This is a genomic window from Dyadobacter sp. 32, assembly GCF_902506755.1.
GTDB lineage: Bacteria > Bacteroidota > Bacteroidia > Cytophagales > Spirosomataceae > Dyadobacter.
Genome location: NZ_LR735258.1, coordinates 2,583,837 through 2,609,300, shown reverse-complemented (window position 1 = coordinate 2,609,300; position 25,464 = coordinate 2,583,837). Strand labels below are relative to the sequence as shown.

The window sequence follows — 25,464 nt, the reverse complement described above, 5'->3', positions numbered from 1 at the left end:
ACAGCTTTGCGCGTACAACAGCCAAGGTACTCGGGAATCAAAAAAATATAATTTAACTATTTGTACATGTTGGATTTAAAGCAATTTGAAGTCTGGTTTGTTACGGGAAGCCAGGATTTGTATGGAGAGGACACGCTGCGTCAGGTAGACGAGCATTCACTGATTATCAGCCAGCATTTTGATCAATCCCAGGCTATTCCGGTAGGGGTGGTGTTCAAGCCTGTTTTAAAATCTTCCGACGAGATCTATAAGCTCATTCAGGAGGCCAACGTGGCTAAAAATTGTATTGGTATCATCGCCTGGATGCACACATTTTCTCCTGCAAAAATGTGGATAAGAGGATTGCATATTTTGCAAAAACCCCTGCTTCATCTGCACACACAATTCAACAGGGATATTCCCTGGTCCACGATCGACATGGATTTTATGAACCTGAACCAATCTGCCCATGGCGACAGAGAGTTTGGATTTATGATGACCCGTATGCGGCTGAACCGTAAAGTAGTTGTTGGGCACTGGCAGCAGCAAGATATTGCGGCCTCGGTAGGGGACTGGACTCGGGTTGCGGCTGCTCGCTATGATATGTTTGGCGCCCGGTTTGTAAGATTTGGCGACAACATGCGGGAGGTGGCCGTGACGGATGGTGATAAGGTGGCTGCGGAAATGGCCTTTGGTTTTTCGGTGAATACCTATGCCGTAGGCGATCTGGTAAAAGTGATCGATCAGGTCACTGATGCCGAAGTAACGGATCTATGCAAAGATTACGAACGTCTTTACACGCTCACGGATTCTCTGAGAAGGAATGCAGATCGCCACAATTCCCTCTGTGATGCGGCGCGCATTGAACTGGGGATGAAGTACTTTTTGGAAGACGGGAATTTTAAAGGTTATACCAACACGTTCGAAGATCTTCACGGGATGAAACAATTGCCTGGAATCGGTTCGCAGCGACTGATGGAGGCCGGTTACGGATATGCGGGTGAAGGCGACTGGAAAACCGCAGCAATGGTCAGGGCTCTTAAGGTAATGGGAGCAGGGCTATCCGGAGGTAATTCATTTATGGAAGATTATACTTATCATTTCAATCCTACCAACAATCTGGTATTGGGGGCGCATATGCTGGAAATTTGTCCGAGTATTGCCTCCGGTAAGCCCTCGTGTGAAATTCACCCGCTGGGCATCGGAGGCAAAGAAGATCCTGTCCGTCTTGTGTTCAATGCACCCTCAGGGCCGGCGATTAACGTTTCTCTGGTAGATATGGGTAACCGATTTCGGATTTTAGTGAATAAAGTGCAGGCGGTAGAGCCGGAGGAGAGCCTGCCGAGGCTACCGGTAGCGCGGGTACTCTGGAAGCCCGAGCCGGATATGCCGACGGGCTGTGCAGCCTGGATCTATGCAGGCGGAGCGCATCACACGGTGTACAGTCAAAATCTGACTGTTGACCACATGGAGTCCTTCGCAGAAATGGTGGGTACAGAATTGGTTGTCATTGATGAAAATACCCACTTACGCCAGCTGAAAAATGAACTGAGATGGAGCGAGGCGGGGTTTAAATAGGGGAACCAGAATGGAGGAAGGAGGATGGAGTGTTGACCTTTGGCTGGTTAACCCTTCATCAGCTAACCCTTAAAGCTCTGCTCCGTACCCCTTGGCCATAACTGTAACGATTTTAACCATATTTCATGTCTAAATACACATATCTGAAAGAGCAGGTTTACGAGGCAAACATGGAGATAACCCGGGAATCTCTGGCTATCGTGACATTCGGAAACGTAAGCGGTATTGACCGCCAGGCGGGAGTCGTTGGCATCAAGCCCAGTGGGGTGCCCTACCACAGGTTGAAAGTAGATGATATTGTCATACTGGATCTGGATAATACGGTGATAGAAGGCGTCATGCGTCCCTCATCCGACACAGCAACGCATATCGTTTTATATCGAAATTTCCCCACTATCGGCGGAGTATGCCATACCCATTCGACTTATGCAGTGGCCTGGGCACAAGCCATGCGGGAAATACCCAATATGGGAACTACCCACGCGGATCACATGGTGTCTGCGGTGCCGGTTACTGAGGTAATGAGCGACGAAATGATAAAGGGTAACTATGAATTAGAAACAGGGCACCAGATACTGGACCTTTTTAGGAAGCAATTGCTCAGTCCCGAAGAAGTGGAAATGGTTCTTGTGGCCTGTCACGGGCCCTTCACCTGGGGTAAGGATCCGGCAAAGGCGGTGTACAATGCGGTGGTGCTGGAGGAAATGGCCAAAATGGCGTTTCTGACTTTACAGATTGATCCCGCCACGCCAACCATTAAACAAAGCCTGATTGATAAGCATTATTTCCGCAAGCACGGGAATAATGCCTATTACGGACAAGATGGCTGTTAGTTAGCCTTTTTTACACGTTTGCTGGCAATGTTTCGCATTTGCTGGAGCGCTTCCTGACGCGACATCCGGTTGTCATTGGATTTGGCTTCGTTAATGGCTTCTTTTGAAAAGCGGCCTTTGAATATATTGAACAGAGCAAGTAGCATGATGGGCAGATATAATTTGCAGATGAAATTTAGGGATCGTGTCGGGAAAAATAACTCAAATCCGGAATGAAGTATTACTCATATCTCAGTAAGTTTAGCTTGCAGCAAGGGCATTTCAAGTGGTTTGGAAAGCAAATCAATGATGTACGGACTGACACGCGCTCTTTCAATATCATTGTTATCAATGGTAGAGGAAAGCATAAAAATACTTAGCTTATCTTTCAGGTCCTGAGATACAAGATGGAACTGTTCTATAAACTCAAAACCATTCATTCCCGGTAGTTGAAGATCAAGCAGTACAACAGATTTGGGAAGTGTAGATTCCTCCTTTATGATATATTCCAGGGCAAGGCGGGCTGAATTAAAAGGTTTTATCGAAGCTGAAATTCCACTTTTTACTATCAATTTTTCGTAAATGAATAAGTCGAAATTGCTGTCGTCGATTAAGATGAAATGATAAGGGGCTGGCATAACGTTGTAGTTTTAAATAGAAGGAATGGTTATCTCAAAAATACTTCCCTCTCCAACTTGCGAGGTAACCGTAATATTCCCTTCAAGTTTTTTAACGGCTTCATTTACAATGTATAATCCAATTCCAGATCCGCTGTTAACCACATCGGCCCGATAAAACATTTTAAAAATCCGATCCAGATCGTCTTCCTTAATGCCAATGCCGTTGTCTTCGAATCTTATTTTCAGCGCCTCTTTATCTATCTCAACAACAATATTGAGGTAGGAAGTACTTTTTGACCGGTCCTGGAATTTAACCGCATTGGTGATGAGATTATTAAAAATGATTCTGAGTTTGATCAGATCCGACTTGTAACTGACTCCGGGTGTGACGCTTGATTGTATCTTAATATTGCCATACTCCGGCAGAAATTGAATGGAGACGCATACTTCATTTATCAGCTGGTTAAAATCGATCTCGCTAATTTGAGCCTGGCCCCGTGCATTTTTATAGTAATCGATGATGTTAATTATAAAAATGTCCAGTTTCTTGACCGATTGACGGATGAGTTCAAGATACTCGTTCTGAGACTGTACATCCGTCTCCATCAACGCAAGATTCGTAATGCCTAAGACAGACATGAGTGGTGCCCTTAAATCATGCGAGGCACTGTAAACAAATTTGTCCAGCTCTTCGTACGCTTTTTCAAGTTCTATGTTTCTCTGTCTCAATTCGGTACGTGTGCGATAAATCTCAATCGCCTGATTGATAACACGCTCCACCAGATCGGGATCCCACGGCTTGTTCAGAAACCTGAAAACTTCACCTTTGTTAATTGCATCAATGGCCGCATTGATATCTGTATATCCTGTAATTAATATCCGTAGCGGATCAGGGTACTTGTCACGAATTTGCTCAAAAAACTGAACGCCGGTGATGAACGGCATTCGCTGGTCGGCTAAAATGACCTGGAACGTTTCCTTTAATAACAACTCCTCAGCCTGAGCAACCGAAATGGCTGTGCTTATCTGATACGAGTTTCGGAATGAAGCTCTGAATGAGATTAAGTTATTTTCTTCATCGTCCACGTACAGAATTTTGGCTTTCTTATCGGTCATAGTGCAGGGTTAGGCTATTCACCTTTTTATTGGAAGTGTAATTAAAAATTCTGTTCCAACGCCCAGTTCCGTATTCACTTCAATAGTTCCGTGATGGACTTCTATAATTTTAAATACAATGGAAAGTCCCAGCCCGGTGCCCTCACCTACGTCTTTGGTCGTAAAAAATGGATTGAATATTTTAGCCTTTACCTCAGGCTCCATTCCAGTTCCATTATCTCGCAGTGAAATTATAACATTTTGTTCATCCAGCGTATATGTTTTAACCCAGATTGTCGGTGGCTTTGCGCCTTTTGGCATTTTATTCAACGCATAGATGGAGTTTGTAAGTATGTTCATGAACACTTGATTCAGTTTCCCGCCGTAACCCTCAATACTCGGAATGTTTCCCAGATCCCTTACAACGGACACATTTCCCAACTGATAGTTTAAGAGAACAAGTGTTGATTCCAGCCCTTCGTTGATATTTATTTGGTTCAGATCGGTGTCGTCCAGGCGTGAAAAAATCTTTAAACCTTTTACGATTTCAACGGTTCTGGTGGCCCCGTCCTCCATTCCCTTCAGGAGCATATCCAGTTCCGTTTTGAGGTAATTCAGATCAAGATCCTCTTTTAGCCTTTCAGCCTTCACCAGCTTTTCCTGCATAGTCTCCAGGGAATTGGTCTGAGTAATATCCTCATAGGAGTCCAGTATTTGTATCAGGTCGTCGATGTCCCTTCTAAGCGGCTTGATGTTTGAACTTACAAAGTTGATGGGATTATTGATCTCATGCGCGATACCCGCCGTCAATTGTCCGAGAGAGGCCATTTTCTCTGATTCGATCAGTTGGGATTGCGCATCTCTCAGTTGATTGAGCGTGTCGTTTAATTCTTCGTTTGTTTTCAACAAGGTGGTGGTACGCTCCCTCACTTTCCCTTCCAGTGATATATTTTGCTCACGAATGATTCTTTCATTTTCCTTCGAAATCCTAAGTGCTTCCTCCTGGGATTCTTCACGTTCTTTTTTGAAGATGTTTATTTTATCTGCAAGGGCGATTGAAAGCAGTACGACTTCGAGAATTGAGCCCAGCTGCATCGTGTAGGTAGTAAAGGTGTTGTAAGGTAGAACGTTTATATTCCGGAGAACCATAAGCACCAATCCAAAGAGAAAAAGTGTCCAGGCAAGTAAGAAAAGCTTCGCAGGGCGATAACCTTCATTGGAAAGTTTGATTCCGATGATCAGCAGGCCTAGCGAGCCAACTCCGCCGGCAATGTCAACCGCACGGAAGCTAAGGAGTTCAAAACCGGCAAGGTTCAACAGAAATGTGGACGAGTATAGTATCATATTCAAATTCAGAATATGAATTCCGAATGGCCATCTCTCGGAGAGCTGCAGAAAATTTTTGACAAAAAGCATAGCGAAGATGCCAGCTATGCCTGAAAACCAAATGGTAGATACGGAATTAAAACCCGGGAAACTTGGCCAAAGGTATTTAAACCCATAGCCTGAAAGGGCGATTTGCGCTAACCCGACGGAGAGCACGTAGAGCACGTAAAATAGGTAACTTTTGTCGCGGGTCGAAAAATAGATAAATAGATTGTAGAGCACCATGACCAGAATAATGCCCGCAAAAAAACCATTGATCGACTCACTTAGCAGTGAATATTCTGAAAAATTCTCCTGGTCACGCAGAATGAGCGGGAAGATAACCTGATTCGAACCTTTGATTTTAAGATAATATTGCGTTGAGGATCCCCTGGCCAGCTTAAGATTTAATACAATATTCTGGTAAAGTACTGAACGTTTGGTAAAAACGTCAGTTTGCTTAATGGACTCTCGGGGGATGGTAGAGCCGTTTATCTTATATAATTCACATGAATTGATGAGGGGGTGTGCCAATTCGAGGTAGATGAGGGATCTATTGGAGTGATTCTCTACCGTAAACCGGATCCAGAAAGTAGACTGGCTTAGACCCATATTGGGTGTTTCTTGCTTGCTCTGCTGAAAACCTTTGACGTTTACGATCTGATCAATACCAAGATTGTTGCTTTTGTCCTCATAGATTTCCAGGTATTTGCTAATTAAAACAGAACCTTCCGTAAACCGAACCGGCTCCCCCGAAACCTTACTGGAAGCGAGTAAAAGAACTAGTAATAAAATGCATGAATAGAGGGGCTTGTACATTTCAAAGTTTTATATCCAGGTCATAATATATCCCTATTTCACCTTTGGGGCCATTTTCAATCGCGTACTGAACCGGGTTGGTTCTCAGATCAAATATACGTTCCTTTTCTTCTTCCTTGGCGTATGGCAGATCTTTCAGATCCTTTACAATGATGGCAGTAGCAATGAGGCCTTCTTTGGGATAATAAAAGGCACCATTGTGCCCCATCTCACGAATTATCTCAAAACCAATTCGCAAACACTGCCTCAGGGTTGGTGGGGAACAAAGAGCAAGCAACTGCTGGACACCTGTTTGTAAGCTAATCGCCACACCTATACGGCCTAAAAAAATACTGCCAATTCCAAAGCCTGCTACCTCTTTGGAGTTAAACAAGCCGCAGAACTCCGCAATTCGTTGTTCTTCAAAGACATCCATATAACCGTAAATACGATCGTCAATTTTTGCAATCGCACCTTCCATTGGAAGCTTCATCTCCACACTTCTGATCTGAATTCGCCCGCCTCCGTATATTTTATCTCCATTTTCAGATTCCACAATGATAACATAGGTATTTTTATCGTACAACCAATCGTGACTCGCGGAGGTAACCTGCTTGACGCCGTAGGCTTCCAGTACTTTTCTATGCCCGTCAATATATCGAAGACTTGATTCAACATCGTCGGGAGCTTTATAGGCTCTAATTTTCGCTACCATTAGATTTTGTCATTTATCATAAACAAAATTTCATTCAATGGAAGGCGCTTTGTCCTCTCAGCGGGTGCATCGGCTCTTGTAATTTTTATCAACAAAATTTCATCTGAATTGTTGTCAAAATTAGTAATACCCCTAAATATACTCCTTTGATGTTTAAGTTTCTCCATTTCATCATAATCGAAACCCTCGCCTGCTTCCAGTCTGGCAAACATAGATAGGGGAGCACTTAAGGGCTGTACCGAATAACCAAGCTGCTCAGCCCGCAACCAGAAGCGTTGGCTGGCTATACCGCCGAGGAAAAATTTGTGTTTTGTATCTTTTGGCAGGGTCATTAGTACGAGGCATGAAGCAGAACTGATGGTCTTATGAGTGGCATCTACAAAGAGATTTCCACCACCGATTAATCTGAGAGCCCGGGCTATCTTTTCGTCTTTCAACATGGATAATGCGGTGAGTTGAGCAGGTGTAAGGCCTAGAGTGCCGACGTTTATACCGTCATTTTTGTGTGTGTCGCCGGTCCAGTTTATGTCTCTTTCAAAGTAATCCGAATGCCCACGCTCGTTCAGCATTAAAATGAGTTCGCACTCAGCCACCACACGAGCCATTCTGTCTATAACTTCTCGGTCTGTAAAGAAATGCAGCTCTGCCTCCGGCACATGCGCGGCTGCTTCCCGCAGTATGGCGTAATGAAGGTCATCGATTGGGATGGGGACCCCGGGGCGTCGGTTGGTAGATCGGGAGTAAATGTAGTCAGCTAAGTCGTGGGCGTACACGTTGAAATCTTCATCAACATCTGGTGATCCAAAGCGAATGACCGCGACGAGATCTGACTCCCTTGACATGGGATATAGTTCCCCTTTCACCTGGAATCCCATCTGTCTGCTTTTTAACATCGCATTTTCATAGGCTGCTCCCAGAGCGAGTTCGGAGGCATGGTTGCCGAAATTGGTGAATGAGCCGGATCTTGTAGTATCATGAAACAAGTAAAGTTGCCCCTCCCGAAAAAGCCATTTCCAGGGCTGATCATTGCCTGCTGATGGCGCCAGGGAAGCCGCTTCCACTATTTTTGTGATTTCATCTTCAGTGGGTGGGCCCGCCGATGCTAAGTAAGGGACGGATAATGCAATCCGGGTGGCTTCGTCGAGATTAAACGTGGGTATGGATGGATTCACTTCGGGGCAAGTGGCTTTGGGGTTTGAAATAATTTGCTCAAGATCAACATAAAACCTTCCCGATGCGGTAAATTGATTTAACAACATCCGGCGACATACGTCGGTTACCACTGCCCCGCCCAGGGTAACCGCGCTTGCCAGCTGGGGCCATGTATTAATGCTCTGACCCATTTCCAGCAGCGATAACCTGGCCCGATAGGAGCTTTTTCCGATATCCACAATCTGCATTACCAAAGGTATCCTATCCTGAGCGCTTATTTTTTCCAATTTTGTGTCAGGTATACCAGATAAAAGACCATGAAACACGGGGCGGTCGGGTTCATAGTCATACCGTTCAACGTCAAGCATCCCGCGATCGCTGGTTTCCATCACTACCGGAATACCATATTGTTTAGCCAGTTTTCGGGAGGATATTTTTATTTCTATATCATCACATTCGTCGATGAGTATGTCTAGTTTACTGCCATCATTCAAAAACGGGCCTATGTTGCCAGGGGTAATTCCTTCCAGAAAGCACTCTATATCAATAAATGGATCTATTTCAGCCACCTCCCGTGCCGTAACGATACATTTGTTCAGGCCGATATTTTGTATTCCTGTCTTAAGACGATTTAAATTGCTTAGCTCTATTACGTCATAGTCGGCCAGTTTGAGTCTTCCGCATACCCGTTCGGTGGCAATGCTCATGGCTACGGCACTACCCACCGAAAGGCCGATAATGCCAATCGTTTTTCCTGCCAGGCTATTCTGTTCTTCGACGGTAATTTTGTATTGATTTCTGCTTGTGCGAAGGGTGATAAATTCCTGCTTTTCAAGCGTATGAATCAGCTTGTTTGACCAAGGGTAATAGATCCAGAGACCTTGCGTAGTCTCATCGAGGTCGGCTTTCCAGTCGTTGTAGAGCTTGTCGAGATCATCCTGGGAAAGTCGCTGAGTGGGATGCTGAATTTTAAATAATTCCTTTTTTTGGCTGGGAAACTGGTCGACAACTATTTTATCTGAATGTATTTGAACCAGTTCCTCAAATGCTTTTCTGCCTCCTTCTTTCGTTCTGTCGAGTAAAACTGGACGGTAGATATAATCAACTTCTGAAATTTGGGACATGGCGAAGATTCTATTGAGTAAATAATTGCGTTACCTGACACTGTTTGTTCTATTCAAGATAAATTGATTTCTTGCTGTACCCAGGCGACATAATTTTAAACTGGTTCCCGTTTACGGAAACTATGAAAAATGAAATGTTCCATTATCTCAGTAACGGAATTTCGCTCGTTTGGCAGAACATGATCGCAACATGCTGATTAACATGATAGGACCATGACGATACAATACCCTGCTGGTAAATTCTTTATTTGTCAAAAAGAAAAGATTTTACACAAACATAACCAAAGGGCCTTGTCCCAAGGTCTGAGTGTGATTTGCTTAGGTAATTGTAACCTCAAAAAGTTCAATTTACAGATAGGAGAGTTTTAATACTCAAACCTAGATATTTAGATTGAAAAATTAAAATGTTACTAGAAGTATTGCTATATTTCAATCAAAAATAGATTCGCCTGAAAAGGTATGTACTTTACTCCCCCCAAATCAGTGGTGAAATTATGGAAAGCGCCGATCAGATAACAATACTTTACGTTGATGATGAATTAAATAACCTCAATTCCTTTAAAGCAGCTTTTAGAAGGGACTTTAAGGTACTAACTGCCATGTCGGGAAAGGACGGCCTCGAAATATTAAAAACACAACCTGTTCATGTAATTCTTACCGATCAACGCATGCCTGAAATGAATGGTGTGGAGTTTTTGATCGAAGTGCTGAAAGAGTACAAGGAACCCATGCGTATATTATTGACGGGGTATGCCGATATTAATGCCGTGATCGATGCCGTAAATAAGGGCCATATCTACTATTATCTGAATAAACCCTGGGACGAGCAGCAATTGAGAATCATAATTAAAAATGCCTACGAAATATTCAGTCTGAGGCTAAAGAATAAGGAATTGCTGCAAAAGGTGATGGATACTAACGCACAATTAGAGTTTCTGCTACGTCAGAAGCTGATTTCCTGAAACGGTTTACAATTTCAGAAGCAGGCAAGCGAGTCTTCGCAATCATCCTGGGAAGTAACCTTACTTGCTTCTGAATCATATACATAATGAGGTATAAGACCGTGGTCATAAACATGGCCAGGAAAATTAAGCTCGCAAATACGAGGTTGCCTATCGCTTTCAGAAATATGATAATATCCATATCGTTTTCAGGTATGACTACTTGCTTGTAAAAATCATACCAGACATGAATTACTTCAATGTTTTGAACTAAATGAGCATTGTGGATACCCGGGATTCAGGAGATGGTGTCCTTGAAAATCTGAAGTGTTCTGCTCCAGGCCAATTTCGCAGCTTCAGGATTAAAACGTGTGGGTGCAGTATCATTTAAAAATGCATGCTGCGCACCTTCGTAAATGAAAATCTCATATTTTTTCCCGTTTGCTTTGAGCGCGGCCTCGTAAGCAGGAATCCCCGCATTGATTCTTTCATCCAGTCCTCCGTAGTGCAGCTGTACCCGGGCCGTTATTCTGGGGACGTCTGCTGTCTCTGGCTGTCGGCCGTAGAAGGCGACCGCCGCTTTCAGGTCGGGAGCATGTACCGCCAGTTGGTTTGATAAGGCCCCGCCCCAACAAAAGCCTACGCAGGCTGATTTGCCGTTGCTGGCTGGCAACGTACGCAGATAATCAAAACCTTTCAGGAAGTTGTTACGGTTTTGTTCGACGGAGATCTTTGCGAACAGGGCCCTGGCATCATCTTCATTAGCGGGCGTACCTCCGAATGGGGCGAGCGCATCAGGCGCCAAAGCGATGTACCCAGCCTTGGCAATTCGCCTGGCCACATCTTTTGTGTGGGGATTTAGTCCCCGATTTTCGTGGATTACCATCACACAACCTTTTTTCGTAGCGGTTTTGGGCATGGCCAGGTATCCAGTCATGGTGGCCCCATCTCCCGGATAGGAAATGTCTTCAGTGATGAGGCTATCATCCTGTTCACTGATCGTGGCAGCGTTGGCGTAATTAACCTCCAGCAAAGGAAGTAAAGCCAGCGCAGCCGCAGTCCCCCCGGTGATTTTAGCAAGCCGTTTCAAAAACTGGTCACGACTAAGTGGCTTGTGGGTGTATTCATCGAAAAGGTCAATAATCTTTTGATCCATTGTGCGAGCATTATTTGATTTTGGTAAATTTAACGAATTCTTATGGAAAAATTGGGGCATTAATGGACAGTGATTTAGTGTCGGACTTAATTTGTTTAGAATTGTTATAATTAACGAAACGCCGATTATCTTTGCAGAAATCGTTCTTAAGCGCATGGAAACACCAGTAAAATTGTACTATGACACAAATGAAGTAGCTGCCCTTGTGGGATGTGAACCCTCTGCATTACGTTTTTGGGAAAAGAAATTTCCCCAGTTAAGTCCTAAGCGTGACGGACGAAACCGTCGTCGCTACACGGAGCGGGACATTGAAGTGATCAGAAAAATCATGCACCAGAAAGAAAAACAGGGGCGTACGATCAAAGGTGCACGGGAGCAATTGCGAAGAAAGGAGGAGTCGCAATTGCTGATATACCGGCTGAATCGCGTCCGTCAGTTTTTAATTGACCTTAAAGAAGTTTTGTAGGAGGTAAATGAAAATCCATTCGTGAATAAATTATTTCTTTTTGTGCCCGCTTTTTGGTTATCCGTTACGATTTGTCACGGACAGCGGTTTAAGGCGGATGACATTCAAAAGCATATCAATTTTCTAGCCTCCGATGATCTGGAAGGCCGGGGAACAGGTACGCTTGGCGAGATCAGGGCTGCTAATTACATCGCAGGTTTGTTTGAGGAGTCAGGACTGCAGCCAGCTGGGACAGAAGGAAGTTTCTTTCAGCCATTTCAGGTAATGGTCTCTGTTGAAGGGAATCCGCACCAGCTCATTGGCAGAAATGTAGTGGGTTTTCTGGATAATGGGGCCGAGAAAACAATCGTTGTGGGTGCGCATTACGACCACCTCGGAAAGGGATTTCAGGGGAGTTCGTTGTCGCCGGATAGTCAAAATAAAATACACAACGGTGCCGACGACAATGCTTCCGGAACAACAGGGCTCATCGAGCTTGCCCGGTTTATTTCAAAGAATGATGTGAAGGAGAAGCATAATTTTTTGTTCATTGCATTTTCAGGGGAAGAGCTTGGTTTATTAGGGTCCAAACATTTTGTCAACAACCCCACGGTCGCTTTGAATAAAATATCGTCGATGATCAATATGGACATGATAGGCCGGCTGCAGGACGACAAGGGTATTGTGGTTTCGGGGTGGGGGACAAGTCCGGTATGGGGAAAGTTGATACCCGGCATTGCCAAAAAACAAAGTATGAGATACACCATTGATTCTTCCGGCGTTGGCGCTTCTGATCATACCTCATTTTATCTGAAGGAGATTCCGGTGGTTCAGTTCTTTACAGGGTCTCATGGCGACTATCATAAGACAAGCGATGATGCCGACAAAATCAATTTGCCGGGTGAGGTTAAAATTATCAATTTGATTGCCGATTTACTTGTCCAGCTGGATGCCGAACCCTCGGAGCCGGTATTTGTTGCGGCCGGGAATGCTCATTCGGGCAGTACCGTATCAAATTTTAAAGTAACGCTGGGCGTGATGCCGGATTATAGCTATACAGGTAAAGGTTTAAGAATTGATGGTGTTACCAAAGCGCGCCCTGCCGAAAAAGCAGGCATGGTGGCCGGAGATGTATTGATCAAGCTGGGTGGTAAAGAAATTGGTACGATATACGACTACATGGATATGTTGGGCAAATACGAAAAGGGCGAACAGGTGGAGGCGGTTATCTTGCGAGGCGGAGATACGAAAGTCATGAAAGTCATTTTTTGACAAGCTGAAAAACCAATTCTCCATTTGCAAGCCGGCTGAATTGTACAGCCGGCTTTGCTTTTAGGTCAAGGCCCCTCTTTTTCCCAATTCAATTACCTCCATCTGGCTGATCAATCCTTCGTGTAAATTGAATCGGAGTAAGGTCCGTATCTTGTGAAAACCCTCACGTCCAGCAGCACCCGGATTAATATAAAGCATGTTTTTTAGGTCTTTGTCGCGAATCACCCGAAGTATGTGAGAATGCCCGCAAATAAAAATATCTGGCGGATCCGTCCTCAAGGTCGGTAGCACCTGCGGATTATACCGTGGCGGCGCCCCGCCAATGTGAGTCATCCAGATCCGGAAACCTTCTACTTCGAAATGTAAGTTTTCCTGTGTTCGTTGCTGGATTTCTTTATCATCAATATTGCCAAAAACGATACGTGCAGGCTTAAAACCCTCTATTTGGTCAATTATTTTTAGTGAACCAATATCGCCTGCATGCCAGATTTCATCACACAGCGCAAAATGTTCAAAAACGCGGGGATCCAGGTAACCGTGTGTGTCAGAAATTAAACCTATACTTCTCATACTAAACTGATCTATTCATTCGTGTATCAATTATTAAGTAAACCCTTACGAACTAAATGACCTGCCAAAATGGAGAATTCACTCCAAACATCCTTAAAAATTAAAATATTAATTTTTAAATTATACTTGTTACTTATATATATTAATTGTCTATATTTGACTCTTCCAAGTCATAATAAAAGTTAAAAAATTACAAAAGCAATTAAAAAGCCTAGTAAAACTAAAATCTTAGTTGTGAAAGGTAAATTGATTTTGTATTATTGTAACCTGATATTAATTAGCTCTCAAACCACCACTCACTTAAAGCTGTTAGCCTTGAAAAAAACCTTACTTCTGCTTGCGTTATGCCTGATAACGACCTTCTCCCGTGCACAGTCTACCGGGCGTTTTACACTTAAAGCCATTGTGTCCGATTCTTCGGGTGTAGGCCTCCCGGAGGCAACGGTGATGCTTTTACTTCCCAAAGACTCGACTTTGGTTAATTTTGGCAGAACCAATAAAGAGGGAGAATTTGAATTAAAAAACTTAAAGAGAGTAACTTACATTCTAAAAGTAACTTACGTGGGAAACGTCCCTTACCAAAAGGAGATTGTTGCCAAAGAGGGAGATATGTTGGATCTGGGTACGATTAAAATGGATCCGATGGATAAAACTTTATACGAGGTTGTAATCAAAGCTTTTCGGGCACCAATGAATATTCGCGGGGATACCATAGAGTATGATCCTAAGGCATTTAAGGTGCAGCCAGGGGCCAATGTGGAGGATCTTATACGTCGGTTGCCCGGGCTGCAGGTGGATGCCGATGGAAACATAAAGGCGCAGGGTGAGGATGTGAAACGTGTAACGGTTGACGGTAAGCGGTTTTTTGGGGACGATCCAAAAATGGCAACTAAAAATTTACCAGCAGAGGCGATCAACAAAATTCAGATTTTTAACGGTAAAACCGAGCAAGCCAAAGCGACAGGCGTGGATGACGGGAAGCGGGAAAAAACGCTTAACCTGGAACTGAAGGATAGTCATAAAAAGGGTGGCTTTGGGAAGGCCATTGCAGGGGTGGGAACCGATTCCCGATTGGAAGGCAAGGTGAGTTACAACCGGTTCAACGATAAACAGCAGTTTGCGCTACTTGGTTTTGGCAACAATACCAACCAATCCGGAATTGCCAGGAATGATTATCAGGACTTCAAGGGCAGCCAGTCTTTCAATTGGGGAGATGATGGCGACTTTGGTTTTAACAGCGGGCGCTATTTTGGAGGAGACGACATTACCATCGGGCCCGATTATGGAGGCGGCAGCAACCAGGGCTTTACCAAAAATTTTGCCGGAGGGGCCAACTACAATTATGACAACAAAAAAACAAAACTGAGCACGAGTTATTTTTACAATCAAACCAACTCTACCACAGATATACGTTCGAGTACAGAGAATTTTCTTACCAATGGCTCCTATAGTTCAACGAACAAAAATAGGTCCCTTGGCTTTACCGGTAACCATCGGCCAAGTTTTCGGTTTGAAAAAGTGATTGACTCCCTGAATACAATTATCCTGATCAGCAATTCCCGTATCAACAACGGAGATAATAAATATGAGAGTTACCAGCAGTCTTTCAGAAGTGAGTCGGATCTGACCAACCGCTCCACGGTCAATAACGCAAGTCTTTACAATTCTTTTGCCATGTCCAACCTATTGCTGTACCGCCATAAGTTTAAGAAAAAGGGTAGGAACTTCGCAGCGAGCGTGGGTTACAATATCAATAATTCTGACGGAGAAAGCTCTCAGCGGTCAGTAAATGAGTTTTTTACAGATTCGGCCCGGACGGTAAATGTTAACCAGAGAAATGAAACAGAAAGTGGTCGACAGCAATTGAAAGGTAGCTTATCCTACATTGAACCTTTTGCAAAGAAGTTTTTTTGGGAAACATTCTACAATTTTAGTTTGCGCAAGGACCTTGTTGATAGAGACGTGTTTGATGTTACAGAAAACAGCGGCGAAAAAGCCAACGATTTTCTGACCCGATATTACACCAATGACTTCATGTACAATCGCATCGGTACCAGTGTTCGCTACTCTTACAAGGGCTTCAACGTCATGATGGGAATTGCCGGACAGCAGTTTGATCTGTCGGGTAAGTTTGCCAGGGATGAGACCGCAGCAACATTTACAAAAGTAGATCGTACCTTTTTTACCATGGTGCCGAATGTTTCGATCAACTTCGATCTTAAGAAAAACCGGTATTTGTATGCCGAATACGGTATGAACGTGCGGGAACCGTCGGTTAGCGATCTGCAACCGGTTGTCGATAACAGTAATCCGCTCTATATTACAGAAGGTAATCCCGACCTGATTCCTTCCTCCAACCACAATATGTACGCAGGATACAATATGTTCAACCCGGCCAGTTTTACCAACCTTTACATCAATGTAAACTATAATTACAACGTTAATCAGGTGGTTTACAATCGCACGATAAATCCTGAAACACTGGTTACAACCACCAAACCGATGAATATTACCGGTGGTAATTCCTATGGGACATACATAGGGTTTGGTTTTCCTCTCAAAAAGACAAAAGCTACCTTGAACCTGAATTCAGGTATTAATTTCAGCAATAATCTTACTTACATTAACAATGTCATCAATGAGACAAGTGGAAAGGGATATAATTTCGGAGCGCGCCTGGACCTGACCCCAAGTGACGTGTTTACCCTGTATACCAATGCCGGCTGGAATATTAACAATACAGAGTATTCCATTAATACCAGTCAGAACCAGAAAATTGTGAATGCCAATTATGGCGCGGAGATGAATGTGAAAATGCCGAAGGAGATTTATTTTAATGGACGGCTGTCGTACCGTACCTATGTCAACAGTCAGTTTGGGTTTAATCAAAAACAACCTATCTTGAATCTCTCGGTGTACAAGATCATCCTGAAAAATAAGAGAGGGGAGGTCCGGCTTACGGCGAATGACGTTTTCAAGAAGAACCTTGGTATTTCTCAATATGCCACACAGAATTATTATACAGAGTCAAGAGTATCAACTCTGTCCAGGTATTTTATGCTGAGCTTTACCTATAATATGCGAGGGATGACCGCCAATGTGCGTCGGAGCAATAATTTCTTTTAATTCTGAATGGTTTAATAAAGCCAGTGGGTGGTAAGTAGCGCCCCACTCTGTCTTTTCTTTCCATCTGTAAACAAATCATTTAATATGAAGACAAAACACTATTTGCTGCCTTTTTTGCTGCTGATCTCCGTTTCGGTATGGTCGCAAAAGATGGAGGGTACGGTTACTTACGAAAAAACATACCGCTGGACCAAGCTTTATGCACGCCAAACCCACCTCACCAACGAGGAAAAGGACCGTATGAAGATGGTGTGGGGAGATAAGGATGAGTACAAAAGAGATATGGTACTATACTTTAACGAAAATCAAAGCTATTATACCTATCCAAAAGAAAAGGAAAGCGAAGGTGGTTGGTCGGGAAGAGACAGGGAGTTCAGAATCTATCGCAACTTCGAAACAGAGAAAAGGACAGATATCATTGAGATGCTGGGGAAAACATTTGTCATTGAAGATTCTCTCAAAACGCCGAAGTGGAAAGTGATGAATAAAATCAGGGAAATAGGAGGTTACATGTGCATGATGGCCGTCACGGAGGACACTATTAAGAACCAGAAGCTAACGGCCTGGTTTGCAGATAATATTTCCGTGTCTGCCGGTCCGGAGCTTTACTCAGGATTACCTGGACTGATTCTCGAGCTGGAGGTGAATGAGGGCGATATTGTCGTCACTGCCAAGAAAATAGAACTAAAGCCGCTCACAGAGAATATCAATGTTCCGGCAAAATTAAAAGGGAAGAAGATTGACAACAAAAAGTATGATGAGTTGCTGTGGACGCACATACGCGATAGTCAGAAAGCAAGGCGGGATCCTTTCTGGGCCATTCAGTATTAGAGGGTATTAAACGATCAGGTTAAAATAATATTAGAAAATGGAAGGATTTGCAGTGTAAATTTTTCAATATTGCTTACCTTTGCGGTTAAATGCGATTGGAGTATACTAAGTATTAAGTATCTCAGACCGCAGAGTAACTTGGAGTGTATTGATTAATTTAACCATTGTTTCCTTAATATTAATAACCCTTAGTACCTATGAAAAATGCGCTTTTAGCCGTTGCTATGTTGTTCGTGCTCGCATCTTGCGGCAAGAAAAAATTACTTACTGCTCAAAACAAGATCAACGAAATTCAGATTCAGTTGGACAAAGCAAGAGCTGATCTCAACGATTGTGATACCAGAACAGCCAGTCTGAATAACGATCTGAAACAAAAAAATGATGAGTTGGCGAGCAAAAATTCCAAATTACAAGAACTTGAAGAGCAAATTGCTTTCCTGAAGAAAAACAACAACAATCTTCTGGATCGTATGTCTGATCTGTCTGTGATCAGCAAAGAAGGCTCGGAAAGTATCAAAAAATCCTTGGCTATGATGGACGCGCAGGGATCTCAGATCCGTGACCTGAATTCAAGTATCCAACGGAAAGATTCGCTTAACATGGCTCTTGTATTGAACCTGAAACGCTCTTTGCAGGATGTTAGCGACGAAGATGTACAAATCGAAGTGAAAAAAGGAGTTGTGTACGTTTCATTGTCGGACAAAATGTTGTTCAGATCAGGTAGCTCGGTGATCAATACGGCTGCTGAGGCGGTGTTGAGCAAAGTGGCTAAGATTTTGAATGACTACAAAGAAATCGAAATTCTGATTGAAGGTCATACAGATAATGTACCTATCGCTACGGACAGGGTTTCTGATAACTGGGATTTGAGCGTTTTGCGTGCTACTTCAGTTGCCCGTACGCTTCAAAAGAAATATGGTGTTGAGCCAGTTCGCATGATCGCAGGTGGTCGTGGAGAGTATCTTCCAAAAGCACCAAACGATTCAGCTGCAAACAAGAGCTTGAACCGTCGTACAGAAATTATCATTACTCCTAAATTGGATCAGTTCTTCAACCTGTACACACCACAGGCAGGAAAGTAATCTGATACGGTTTAGATAGACATAAAAAAAGCGCGTCGGAGTCCGACGCGCTTTTTTTTATAAATGCTTGCTTTCTAGGGTGTTGGCTGTTTATGCTATTCAAATCCCACTCTGATTCCGGGACATCCGCGCTTATCCCTGAATCTGCCCTTTCAGGTCATTTCTAATCTTCTTCTTGTCAATTTTTCCGACACTGGTTTTAGGTATTTCGTTCACGAGCACAATATGGTCCGGAACGTACCATTTGTTGATTCCGCCTTCTTGTACCTGTTGTCTCAGATTTTCGGATATGGCTTCGGCTGTAAGATTATTCACGTGGCTGGCTTTAGCTACCACCAGTGCATAAGGCCTTTCACCCCATCGAACGTGCGGTACACCCACCACGGCCACTTCTCCAACGCCCTCGACCTGAGAAATCAGGTTTTCAATATCGAGGGAACAGATCCATTCTCCACCTGTTTTAATCACATCTTTGGCACGGTCTGATATGGTGAGGTAATATTTATCATCGATATGGCCAACATCCCCGGTGTGCAGCCAGCCATGTTTCCATAGTTTTTCACTGTTTTCGGGATCCTTAAAATATCCTTGTGTCATCCATGGGCCTCGTCCTACTATTTCGCCAACCGAAAGTCCGTCATGCGGCAGGAAGTAACCTTCATCGTCCATCACCCGAAGGTCAACAAACGGAGCCACACGTCCTGCTTTTATTCGGTATTGCAACTGCTCATCCAAGGGCAGGGTTTGTTCTGTTTCACTTAGATGGGCTACCGACATAATCGGCGCCGTTTCGGACATACCGTACCCGGCCGTAACCGTAATGCCAAGGGCGGACGCCGCCTCTGCCAGTCCACTTGTAAGTGCGGATCCCCCGATGATCACTTTCCAATTTGAAAGATCAACTTTGGTAGCCACCGGGCTGCTCACCAGCATGTTCAAAATGGTAGGCACGCAGTGAGATAGCGTCACTTTTTCCTGCAAAAGTAATTTGAGCAACATTTCTGGCTCGTATCGTCCCGGGTACACTTGCTTATTATTCAATAACGTTGCCACAAACGGAAACCCCCACGCATGTACATGAAACAGCGGGGTGATAGGCATATAAACATCCTGTTCGGTAAAAGGGAGGGCTCGGTAACCGCAAAAATAACTTACCAGACCCATCGTGTGCAGGAAGAGTTGCCGGTGGGAGAAATAAACCCCCTTGGGATCGCCGGTGGTTCCGGTGGTGTAAAATGTGGTTGCCCAGGTATTCTCGTCAAATTCCGGGAACTCGTACTGATCGGATTCCTGAGCGATGAGCGCTTCATATTCTCCCGCGGTTGGGAATGATGCCACAGCCAAATCCTCCTTTGGCTCAGTGTAAACTTTGTCGCTCAGAATGACGAAAGTTTTCACCGTGGTGATCTTATCCCTGATTGCCTCAATAATAGGGATAAAATCCTCATGCAGAAATATGACCTTGTCTTCGGCATGATTAATGGTGTACAGGATTTGGGCTGGCGATAGCCGTACGTTGATGGTGTGCAGTATCGCGCCGTAAGAGGGTATACCGAAAAAGCATTCAAGATAACGGTGGCTATCCCAGTCCATGACACCCACCATGTCTCCGGGCCGGATATCCAATTTCGTAAACAGATTAGCCAGGCGCCTTACGCGTTTGTTGAATTCATGATAATTCATCCGGAAAAGGTTTCGGTAAACGATTTCCCGATGCGGGTTATATCTGTCAGTTTGTTTCAGAAGGGTACTGACCAGCAAAGGTGGACTATACGCGGAGGATGTTCGGGGAATTAATCGGGTTTCAATCATAATTTTATTATTTTTAAGAAATAGGGATAGGCGTAAACCAGGATCGAGGTACAATCCGGAATGTTGAATAGGGTAAAAATAAGAGAAAATATAACATAAAATCAGACAATGCCTGAAATAGTACCGGACAAAGAGATCATTAATGCAGCACATTTGCGCATAGCGCCGTATGTTCACCGAACAGGAATCGTAACATCTGCGTTTTTGAACACGCTGACCAACGCCGAGCTTTTTTTTAAGCCCGAAAATCTCCAGAAAATTGGGGCATTCAAAGCACGGGGTGGTGTGAACGCGATACTGTCGCTCACCGAAGGTCAGTTGAAAAATGGTGTAGCTACCCATTCGTCTGGTAATCATGCCCAGGCAATAGCCTATGCCGCAGCCATGGTGAGAGCAAAGGCGTATATCGTGATGCCGGAAAATTCGCCCAAAGTAAAGATAGAGGCAGTGCTGGGTTACGGAGCGGAAGTTACTTTTTGTATTAATACGCCGGAAGAACGGGAGCAGGCAGTTGGTAAGATTATTGAGCAAACAGGCGCGGAATTTATACATCCTTTCAACGATTACCGGGTCATCGCAGGGCAAGCGACCGCTGCGAAGGAGCTGATTGAAGACTGCGGAATGAAACTTGATTCTATAATCGCTCCCGTTGGGGGTGGTGGACTGCTTAGTGGTACCGCCTTAGCCGCCCGGTACTTCTCCCCGGATACAAAAGTGTATGCTGGAGAACCCGAGGGGGCGGCAGATGCAGTACTGTCCTTTCGCAGCGATAAAATTGAGAAAGCGCCTTTTGTAAAGACCATAGCTGACGGTTTACTGACGCATCTGGGATCGAAGACATTCCCGATTATCAAAAAGGGCGTGGAAGATATTCTGCTTGTGACCGATGAGGATATTATTCAGGCAATGCGCTATTTATGGGAGCGTATGAAGTTGGTGGTGGAGCCTTCGGGCGCGGTGGCCCTGGCCGCGGTACTTAAAAATAGGGCCTTGTTTGATGGTAAAAAAGTAGGGATTGTTATTACCGGCGGCAATGTGGATCTGGGCCGGCTTCCTTTTTGACATAGATCGTAACAATGGGTATTTTTTAAGTATCTGTTTTTAAATACGCGGAAATTGGGAACTTTACGTTATTGAAGAAAATACCAGGACAGTACTTATCTTTGGAATCTAATACCGGAACATTAATAGTTTTAGCATGAGAAAGCTTATTTTATTTAGCCTTATTGTATTGTTTATTTCTTGTAAAAAGGACGAAGAAATTGTAGAGGATCCGGATCTTGCCGTTGATTTTGTTGGTAACTATTTTACCGCTACTGCCAATGATACATACAACACCAACGAGGATTGGGTTGTGAAGCGTTTGGATAAGAATCTTCTGGAAATCAGTTATAAGGTTGTGACAAATTATTCCAAACCTCAGCCTCTTACACTTACCTATGTGTATACACTTAAAAATGTGGTCGTTAATAACGCCACCACATTAACCATAAATGAAAGTGCGGATGTTAATAAAAACGGTACAGCTGCCAGGTCAAAAGTGGAGGGTACGGGTGTGAAATCCTCTAGCGGTGGTATTACCAAAATTGGCATTACGCTCAAAATAACCGATTTGCCTGACAACATGGTGACAACCAGGGAATATCTGGAATTCAAAAAGAAATAGTGGGGCAATTAACACATGGAATTTGAAGAGTATTTGAAATCAAAGAAAATTTCGGCATCCGATTTTAAAGAGGCTGATGAGCACCGGTACCTGGAATGGAAAGAATTGTTTGGCATGATGCATGCCGACAGTTTTACCGCACAGAAAAAATTTCTGATCAATGATATCCGCCGACGGTATCTTGATCAGTCCAAGTCGGTTTGAAGCTGGTCGAAAACCAAAATGAAGGGCATAAATAGGGTCATCAATAAACTCGCCAGAATTGCCGCTGTCAACCAAAGGAACGCATTTACAAGTTTTGCTAACCAAATCATAACCACAGTCTTTTTGTCAGGACATAACCTATCTCGTATTAGTTGTAAAAATGCGATATTTTTTTAGTTTTTTCAAGGATTTTGCTTATCTGCCGCATATTCCTTTAAAATCACAATAGGTGCAGGTTTGCAGATCATCTGTTTTTCGGAAAGGCTGATCCGGGTCGACAAGATTGTTAAGGATTTCAGTCAGTAAACGTTCGGACTTATCCAGAAAGGTACTTGTATCCAGGCCTTCTGACAGATTTAACGGATTTAAAATAAGATTTTTTGGGTCGCGGAAGGAGTAAAAGCCAGATTTTACGGAGTGGGCACCCAAAAAGTACGTCTCGCCCCTAAGTTTTAATCCATTCTCATTCTTCATTTTAAGATACATCAGGTATTCGTAGAGCCATAATTGTCTCACATAACCAATTTTAATATCGGCGTCCTCACGGATCAACTCCTCTGCTTTTTCAGGATCAGCAAATTTTTGCCTGCTGCCTGTTTCCACGCTCCCCGTTTTGTAATCCATCACATAGAGAGTTCCGTCTTCCGCTAGTTCAATCCGGTCAATTTTTCCGCCCAGATTCACTGTTGTGTAGCTTCCTTGCAATACGAGTTGAAGGCTGGCCCTGAGCGGTTGTTCCGCAGCAAGTATTTTTCGCCTCGGTACTTGCTGCATTTGGTTGCGAAGGAAAGTGAGTATTTGCTGCTCACCCACCTGATAATACACCCTGTTCAATCCCAGGTCGGTAACGTAGCCCTTAAACAGCCTGTCAAATTCCTCTGTCAACACCCGCTTGATGACTTCTTCAGACGGATCATTTTCGTGAAGAAAATATTCTTTGTCAAGTCGTTCCAGTGATGCATGCAGCCAAGTACCGATTTTGTCCATCCCCAGCTCTTCTTCAACCTCCTCTTTTTCCTCAACACCCACAATATGTTTGAGATAAAATTGCATGGGGCAACGGATCAGCTCATTGAGGTGCGTCGGGTAAATCCCTTTACCGGACAAATATGATCTGATGGCCATGATCATGGCCTCGTTTTTTTCAACAACCTCTTCGGCGTTCTCAGCCGGTGCAGATTCCAGAACCACTGATTTGTTTTCGATCCGGATATCTGGGTTGTAGCCAGCTAATTCATACTCCACTTGTTGAATAAACCGGCTCTTTTCACCACCTCCGGGTGCATCATGCGTACTGGTATAAAGTATGTGTACCTCCGATGCCCTTTGTAATAATCTGTAAAAGTGATAGGACATTACTGCCTCCTGATGTTGATGTGTAGGTAATCCTACAGCGTTTGCCGCATCGAAGGGGATGAGCGAATTCTGCCGTTTCAACTGTGGTAAAGTACCCTCGTTTACGGATAAAATAATGACTCGCTCGAAATCCAGAGCACGGGTTTCGAGCATACCCAAAATCTGCAGGTTGCTCACAGGCTCTCCACTGAATGGTATTTTGGTCTGCCGTATGAGCTCGTACATGAATGCGCGAAGCGTCCTGACATTTAATGGCTCCTGTTGTTCTTCGAGTGTCTGTTCAAATTGTTTCAACAGGGTGTAAAACAAGTACAAATACTCTGTTTCAAGTGCATTTTTGTAATCTTTGTAAACGTCTCTGATCAGGTCTATGAGCTGATAAAAGGTTTTAAGGATCTCTCTGGAGTCATTTTTTTGCCAGTGACTGAACAGGGCCAGGAAGAGCGGATGGTTATCGCTGCCCTCCAAAATTTCCTGTGAACTGATAAAGACCAGATTCTTTTCAGTAATGCTGGTGAGGAGATTCTGGATTATGGTTTGTCCGTCCAGACCCGGCTTTAGCACTACATGTTCGTAGTGCCTTATAAACGGATGGTTGAGTACCTTGCTAACGGATTTATGGCTAAATTTTGGAAAGCGAATCATTTTCCCCTCTTTATTCCGGAATTCAACAATGTTCTGCTGCAGTTCAAAAACGCTGTCAATCAATGTGTAAAGCAGAGAACTTCGCAGCGACAATCCCATCGTGATGTTAAAGTCCGTGACCTGCTCGTCCAGTGAATACAACATGGGCAACAGCAGATTTTCGTCAGCCAGCACAATGGCCGTCATTACAGGGTTTTCCGCATCGTCACCGGCTTTCATTTTGGCATACAGTTCTCCGGCAAGCTTGGTTTGTAGCACTGCATTCGGAACGCCATAAATGGTAATCTGCTTCGGGGTCGCTGTTAAATGTTTGTTGGTCCATTTCCATTCGCCGAAAAGACCGCTGTTCTGATATTCTCTGAGTGAACGTCCCGCCTCCACGCCGGTGTTTTCGGTCATGTAGTATTGGTCTGCGTCCCAAAGTACTTCTGCTCTGCCTACGTTTACCAACGCGGTAACGACGCTCTTTTCCGATTCGGTAAAGGCATTGAAACCAGCGAAGTAAATTTTGGTAAAGTCTGTTCTGGAAAGCAGTAGCGTGTCCACCTCTGTGGCCAGCTGGCGATAGGCCATGCCTCGATACGCTTTGCCATTTACAGACAGCCTATGGCGGAAACTTTGATATACTTTATCTAAATTTTCAAAAAGTGAAAAATACTGCTTCGTTCCACCTGCTGTGGTCAGTTCCTTGTTGGCTGGCAAGCTTTCCTGCCACCGGGCCATCGCCTGGCTTTCCGACAGATAATCAAACAGATAGCCGGTATCAACCAAATACTGGTCAATTTTGTCCAGATCACTCAATAGCACCGAAGCCCACCCCATAAACCGGTCGAACTGCAAACCGGGATCGATGGATTTGAAAGTTTCGTAGAGTTCGAAGAAAAGATGTACCGGGTCCTCAATATCCAGCGACCCCATGCTGCCTACAAAGTCATCAATGGCAATAACCTGAGGGCTCAATACCGGCTCAGTAGTTGCATTGGCCAACTCCTGCATCATAAAGAAGGCGGCTCTCCGGGTTGGCACAACGATTATGATCTGATCCAGAACCATTGAATCGGATTCTAAAATATGCTTCGCAACCTGCTGTAAAAATGTCATTTATTTTTTGGTTGAAACC

21 protein-coding genes are annotated in these 25,464 nt (G+C 44.0%); 11 read left to right on the top strand and 10 right to left on the bottom strand.

Annotation, left to right across the window (positions count from 1 at the left end):
• Positions 1 to 66: 66 nt before the first annotated feature.
• Both araA and DYADSP32_RS10500 read left to right on the top strand, forming a co-directional pair.
• Positions 67 to 1,557, top strand: a complete 1,491-nt coding sequence (gene araA / locus DYADSP32_RS10505) for an L-arabinose isomerase (RefSeq protein ID WP_149242777.1) — start codon at positions 67 to 69, stop codon at positions 1,555 to 1,557.
• Positions 1,558 to 1,682: 125 nt separating this feature from the next.
• Positions 1,683 to 2,390 (top strand): L-ribulose-5-phosphate 4-epimerase, encoded by a 708-nt coding sequence (locus DYADSP32_RS10500; RefSeq protein ID WP_149242778.1) that lies wholly within the window; start codon positions 1,683 to 1,685, stop codon positions 2,388 to 2,390.
• Here DYADSP32_RS10500 and DYADSP32_RS10495 read toward each other — a convergent pair.
• The 6 genes from DYADSP32_RS10495 to DYADSP32_RS10470 form a co-directional block, all read right to left on the bottom strand.
• Positions 2,387 to 2,536, bottom strand: coding sequence for a hypothetical protein (locus DYADSP32_RS10495; protein WP_414617683.1), 150 nt, complete (start codon positions 2,534 to 2,536; stop codon positions 2,387 to 2,389). The two genes, DYADSP32_RS10500 and DYADSP32_RS10495, sit on opposite strands and share 4 nt — an antisense overlap.
• 78 nt (positions 2,537 to 2,614) lie before the next feature.
• On the bottom strand, positions 2,615 to 3,007 hold the full coding sequence (locus DYADSP32_RS10490) for a response regulator (RefSeq protein ID WP_149242779.1): 393 nt from the start codon (positions 3,005 to 3,007) through the stop codon (positions 2,615 to 2,617).
• A 12-nt stretch (positions 3,008 to 3,019) separates the two neighbouring features.
• On the bottom strand, positions 3,020 to 4,105 hold the full coding sequence (locus DYADSP32_RS10485) for a hybrid sensor histidine kinase/response regulator (RefSeq protein WP_149242780.1): 1,086 nt from the start codon (positions 4,103 to 4,105) through the stop codon (positions 3,020 to 3,022).
• Between the two features lie 18 nt (positions 4,106 to 4,123).
• Positions 4,124 to 6,268 (bottom strand): 7TM diverse intracellular signaling domain-containing protein, encoded by a 2,145-nt coding sequence (locus DYADSP32_RS10480; protein ID WP_149242781.1) that lies wholly within the window; start codon positions 6,266 to 6,268, stop codon positions 4,124 to 4,126.
• 1 nt (position 6,269) lies between these two features.
• A complete protein-coding gene (locus tag DYADSP32_RS10475) occupies positions 6,270 to 6,962 on the bottom strand; it encodes a hypothetical protein (protein WP_149242782.1) in 693 nt (230 codons plus the stop codon).
• Positions 6,962 to 9,238 (bottom strand): Rv1355c family protein, encoded by a 2,277-nt coding sequence (locus tag DYADSP32_RS10470; RefSeq protein ID WP_149242783.1) that lies wholly within the window; start codon positions 9,236 to 9,238, stop codon positions 6,962 to 6,964. The genes DYADSP32_RS10475 and DYADSP32_RS10470 overlap by 1 nt, the downstream gene beginning before the upstream one ends.
• A 494-nt stretch (positions 9,239 to 9,732) precedes the next feature.
• Between DYADSP32_RS10470 and DYADSP32_RS10465 the strand changes: the two genes are divergently transcribed.
• Positions 9,733 to 10,200 carry a response regulator gene (locus tag DYADSP32_RS10465; RefSeq protein ID WP_149242784.1) on the top strand — a complete coding sequence of 156 codons (468 nt, stop codon included), beginning with the start codon at positions 9,733 to 9,735 and terminating at the stop codon, positions 10,198 to 10,200.
• 277 nt (positions 10,201 to 10,477) lie between these two features.
• Here the strand turns inward: DYADSP32_RS10465 and DYADSP32_RS10460 are convergent, their stop codons facing one another.
• Positions 10,478 to 11,335 (bottom strand): dienelactone hydrolase family protein, encoded by an 858-nt coding sequence (locus tag DYADSP32_RS10460; protein WP_149242786.1) that lies wholly within the window; start codon positions 11,333 to 11,335, stop codon positions 10,478 to 10,480.
• 154 nt (positions 11,336 to 11,489) lie between these two features.
• On the opposite strand from DYADSP32_RS10460, the gene DYADSP32_RS10455 reads away from it, so the two are divergent.
• Both DYADSP32_RS10455 and DYADSP32_RS10450 read left to right on the top strand, forming a co-directional pair.
• Entirely contained in the window at positions 11,490 to 11,801 is a 312-nt protein-coding gene (locus tag DYADSP32_RS10455; RefSeq protein WP_149242787.1) for a MerR family transcriptional regulator, read from the top strand.
• 21 nt (positions 11,802 to 11,822) lie between these two features.
• Positions 11,823 to 13,052, top strand: a complete 1,230-nt coding sequence (locus DYADSP32_RS10450; protein WP_414617682.1) for a M20/M25/M40 family metallo-hydrolase — start codon at positions 11,823 to 11,825, stop codon at positions 13,050 to 13,052.
• A gap of 60 nt (positions 13,053 to 13,112) precedes the next feature.
• Here the strand turns inward: DYADSP32_RS10450 and DYADSP32_RS10445 are convergent, their stop codons facing one another.
• Positions 13,113 to 13,622, bottom strand: a complete 510-nt coding sequence (locus DYADSP32_RS10445) for a metallophosphoesterase family protein (protein ID WP_149242788.1) — start codon at positions 13,620 to 13,622, stop codon at positions 13,113 to 13,115.
• Positions 13,623 to 13,937: 315 nt separating this feature from the next.
• Between DYADSP32_RS10445 and DYADSP32_RS10440 the strand changes: the two genes are divergently transcribed.
• The 3 genes from DYADSP32_RS10440 (at position 13,938) to DYADSP32_RS10430 (ending at position 18,661) form a co-directional block, all read left to right on the top strand.
• Complete coding sequence (locus tag DYADSP32_RS10440) at positions 13,938 to 16,748, top strand: outer membrane beta-barrel protein (RefSeq protein ID WP_149242789.1); 2,811 nt, start codon at positions 13,938 to 13,940, stop codon at positions 16,746 to 16,748.
• Positions 16,749 to 16,832: 84 nt separating this feature from the next.
• Positions 16,833 to 17,579, top strand: coding sequence for a GLPGLI family protein (locus DYADSP32_RS10435; RefSeq protein ID WP_149242790.1), 747 nt, complete (start codon positions 16,833 to 16,835; stop codon positions 17,577 to 17,579).
• Between the two features lie 197 nt (positions 17,580 to 17,776).
• A complete protein-coding gene (locus tag DYADSP32_RS10430; protein ID WP_149242791.1) occupies positions 17,777 to 18,661 on the top strand; it encodes an OmpA family protein in 885 nt (294 codons plus the stop codon).
• Positions 18,662 to 18,793: 132 nt separating this feature from the next.
• Here DYADSP32_RS10430 and DYADSP32_RS10425 read toward each other — a convergent pair whose 3' ends face one another.
• Entirely contained in the window at positions 18,794 to 20,473 is a 1,680-nt protein-coding gene (locus DYADSP32_RS10425; protein ID WP_149242792.1) for a fatty acid--CoA ligase, read from the bottom strand.
• 108 nt (positions 20,474 to 20,581) lie between these two features.
• On the opposite strand from DYADSP32_RS10425, the gene DYADSP32_RS10420 reads away from it, so the two are divergent.
• The 3 genes from DYADSP32_RS10420 to DYADSP32_RS10410 all read left to right on the top strand — a co-directional run bounded on the left by DYADSP32_RS10420 (position 20,582) and on the right by DYADSP32_RS10410 (position 22,343).
• A complete protein-coding gene (locus DYADSP32_RS10420; protein WP_149242793.1) occupies positions 20,582 to 21,535 on the top strand; it encodes a threonine/serine dehydratase in 954 nt (317 codons plus the stop codon).
• 136 nt (positions 21,536 to 21,671) lie between these two features.
• A complete protein-coding gene (locus tag DYADSP32_RS10415) occupies positions 21,672 to 22,139 on the top strand; it encodes a hypothetical protein (protein ID WP_149242794.1) in 468 nt (155 codons plus the stop codon).
• 15 nt (positions 22,140 to 22,154) lie between these two features.
• Entirely contained in the window at positions 22,155 to 22,343 is a 189-nt protein-coding gene (locus DYADSP32_RS10410) for a hypothetical protein (protein ID WP_149242795.1), read from the top strand.
• 195 nt (positions 22,344 to 22,538) lie between these two features.
• On the opposite strand, the gene DYADSP32_RS10405 is transcribed toward DYADSP32_RS10410, so the two are convergent.
• Entirely contained in the window at positions 22,539 to 25,445 is a 2,907-nt protein-coding gene (locus DYADSP32_RS10405; RefSeq protein ID WP_149242796.1) for a PD-(D/E)XK nuclease family protein, read from the bottom strand.
• Positions 25,446 to 25,464 lie beyond the last annotated feature (19 nt).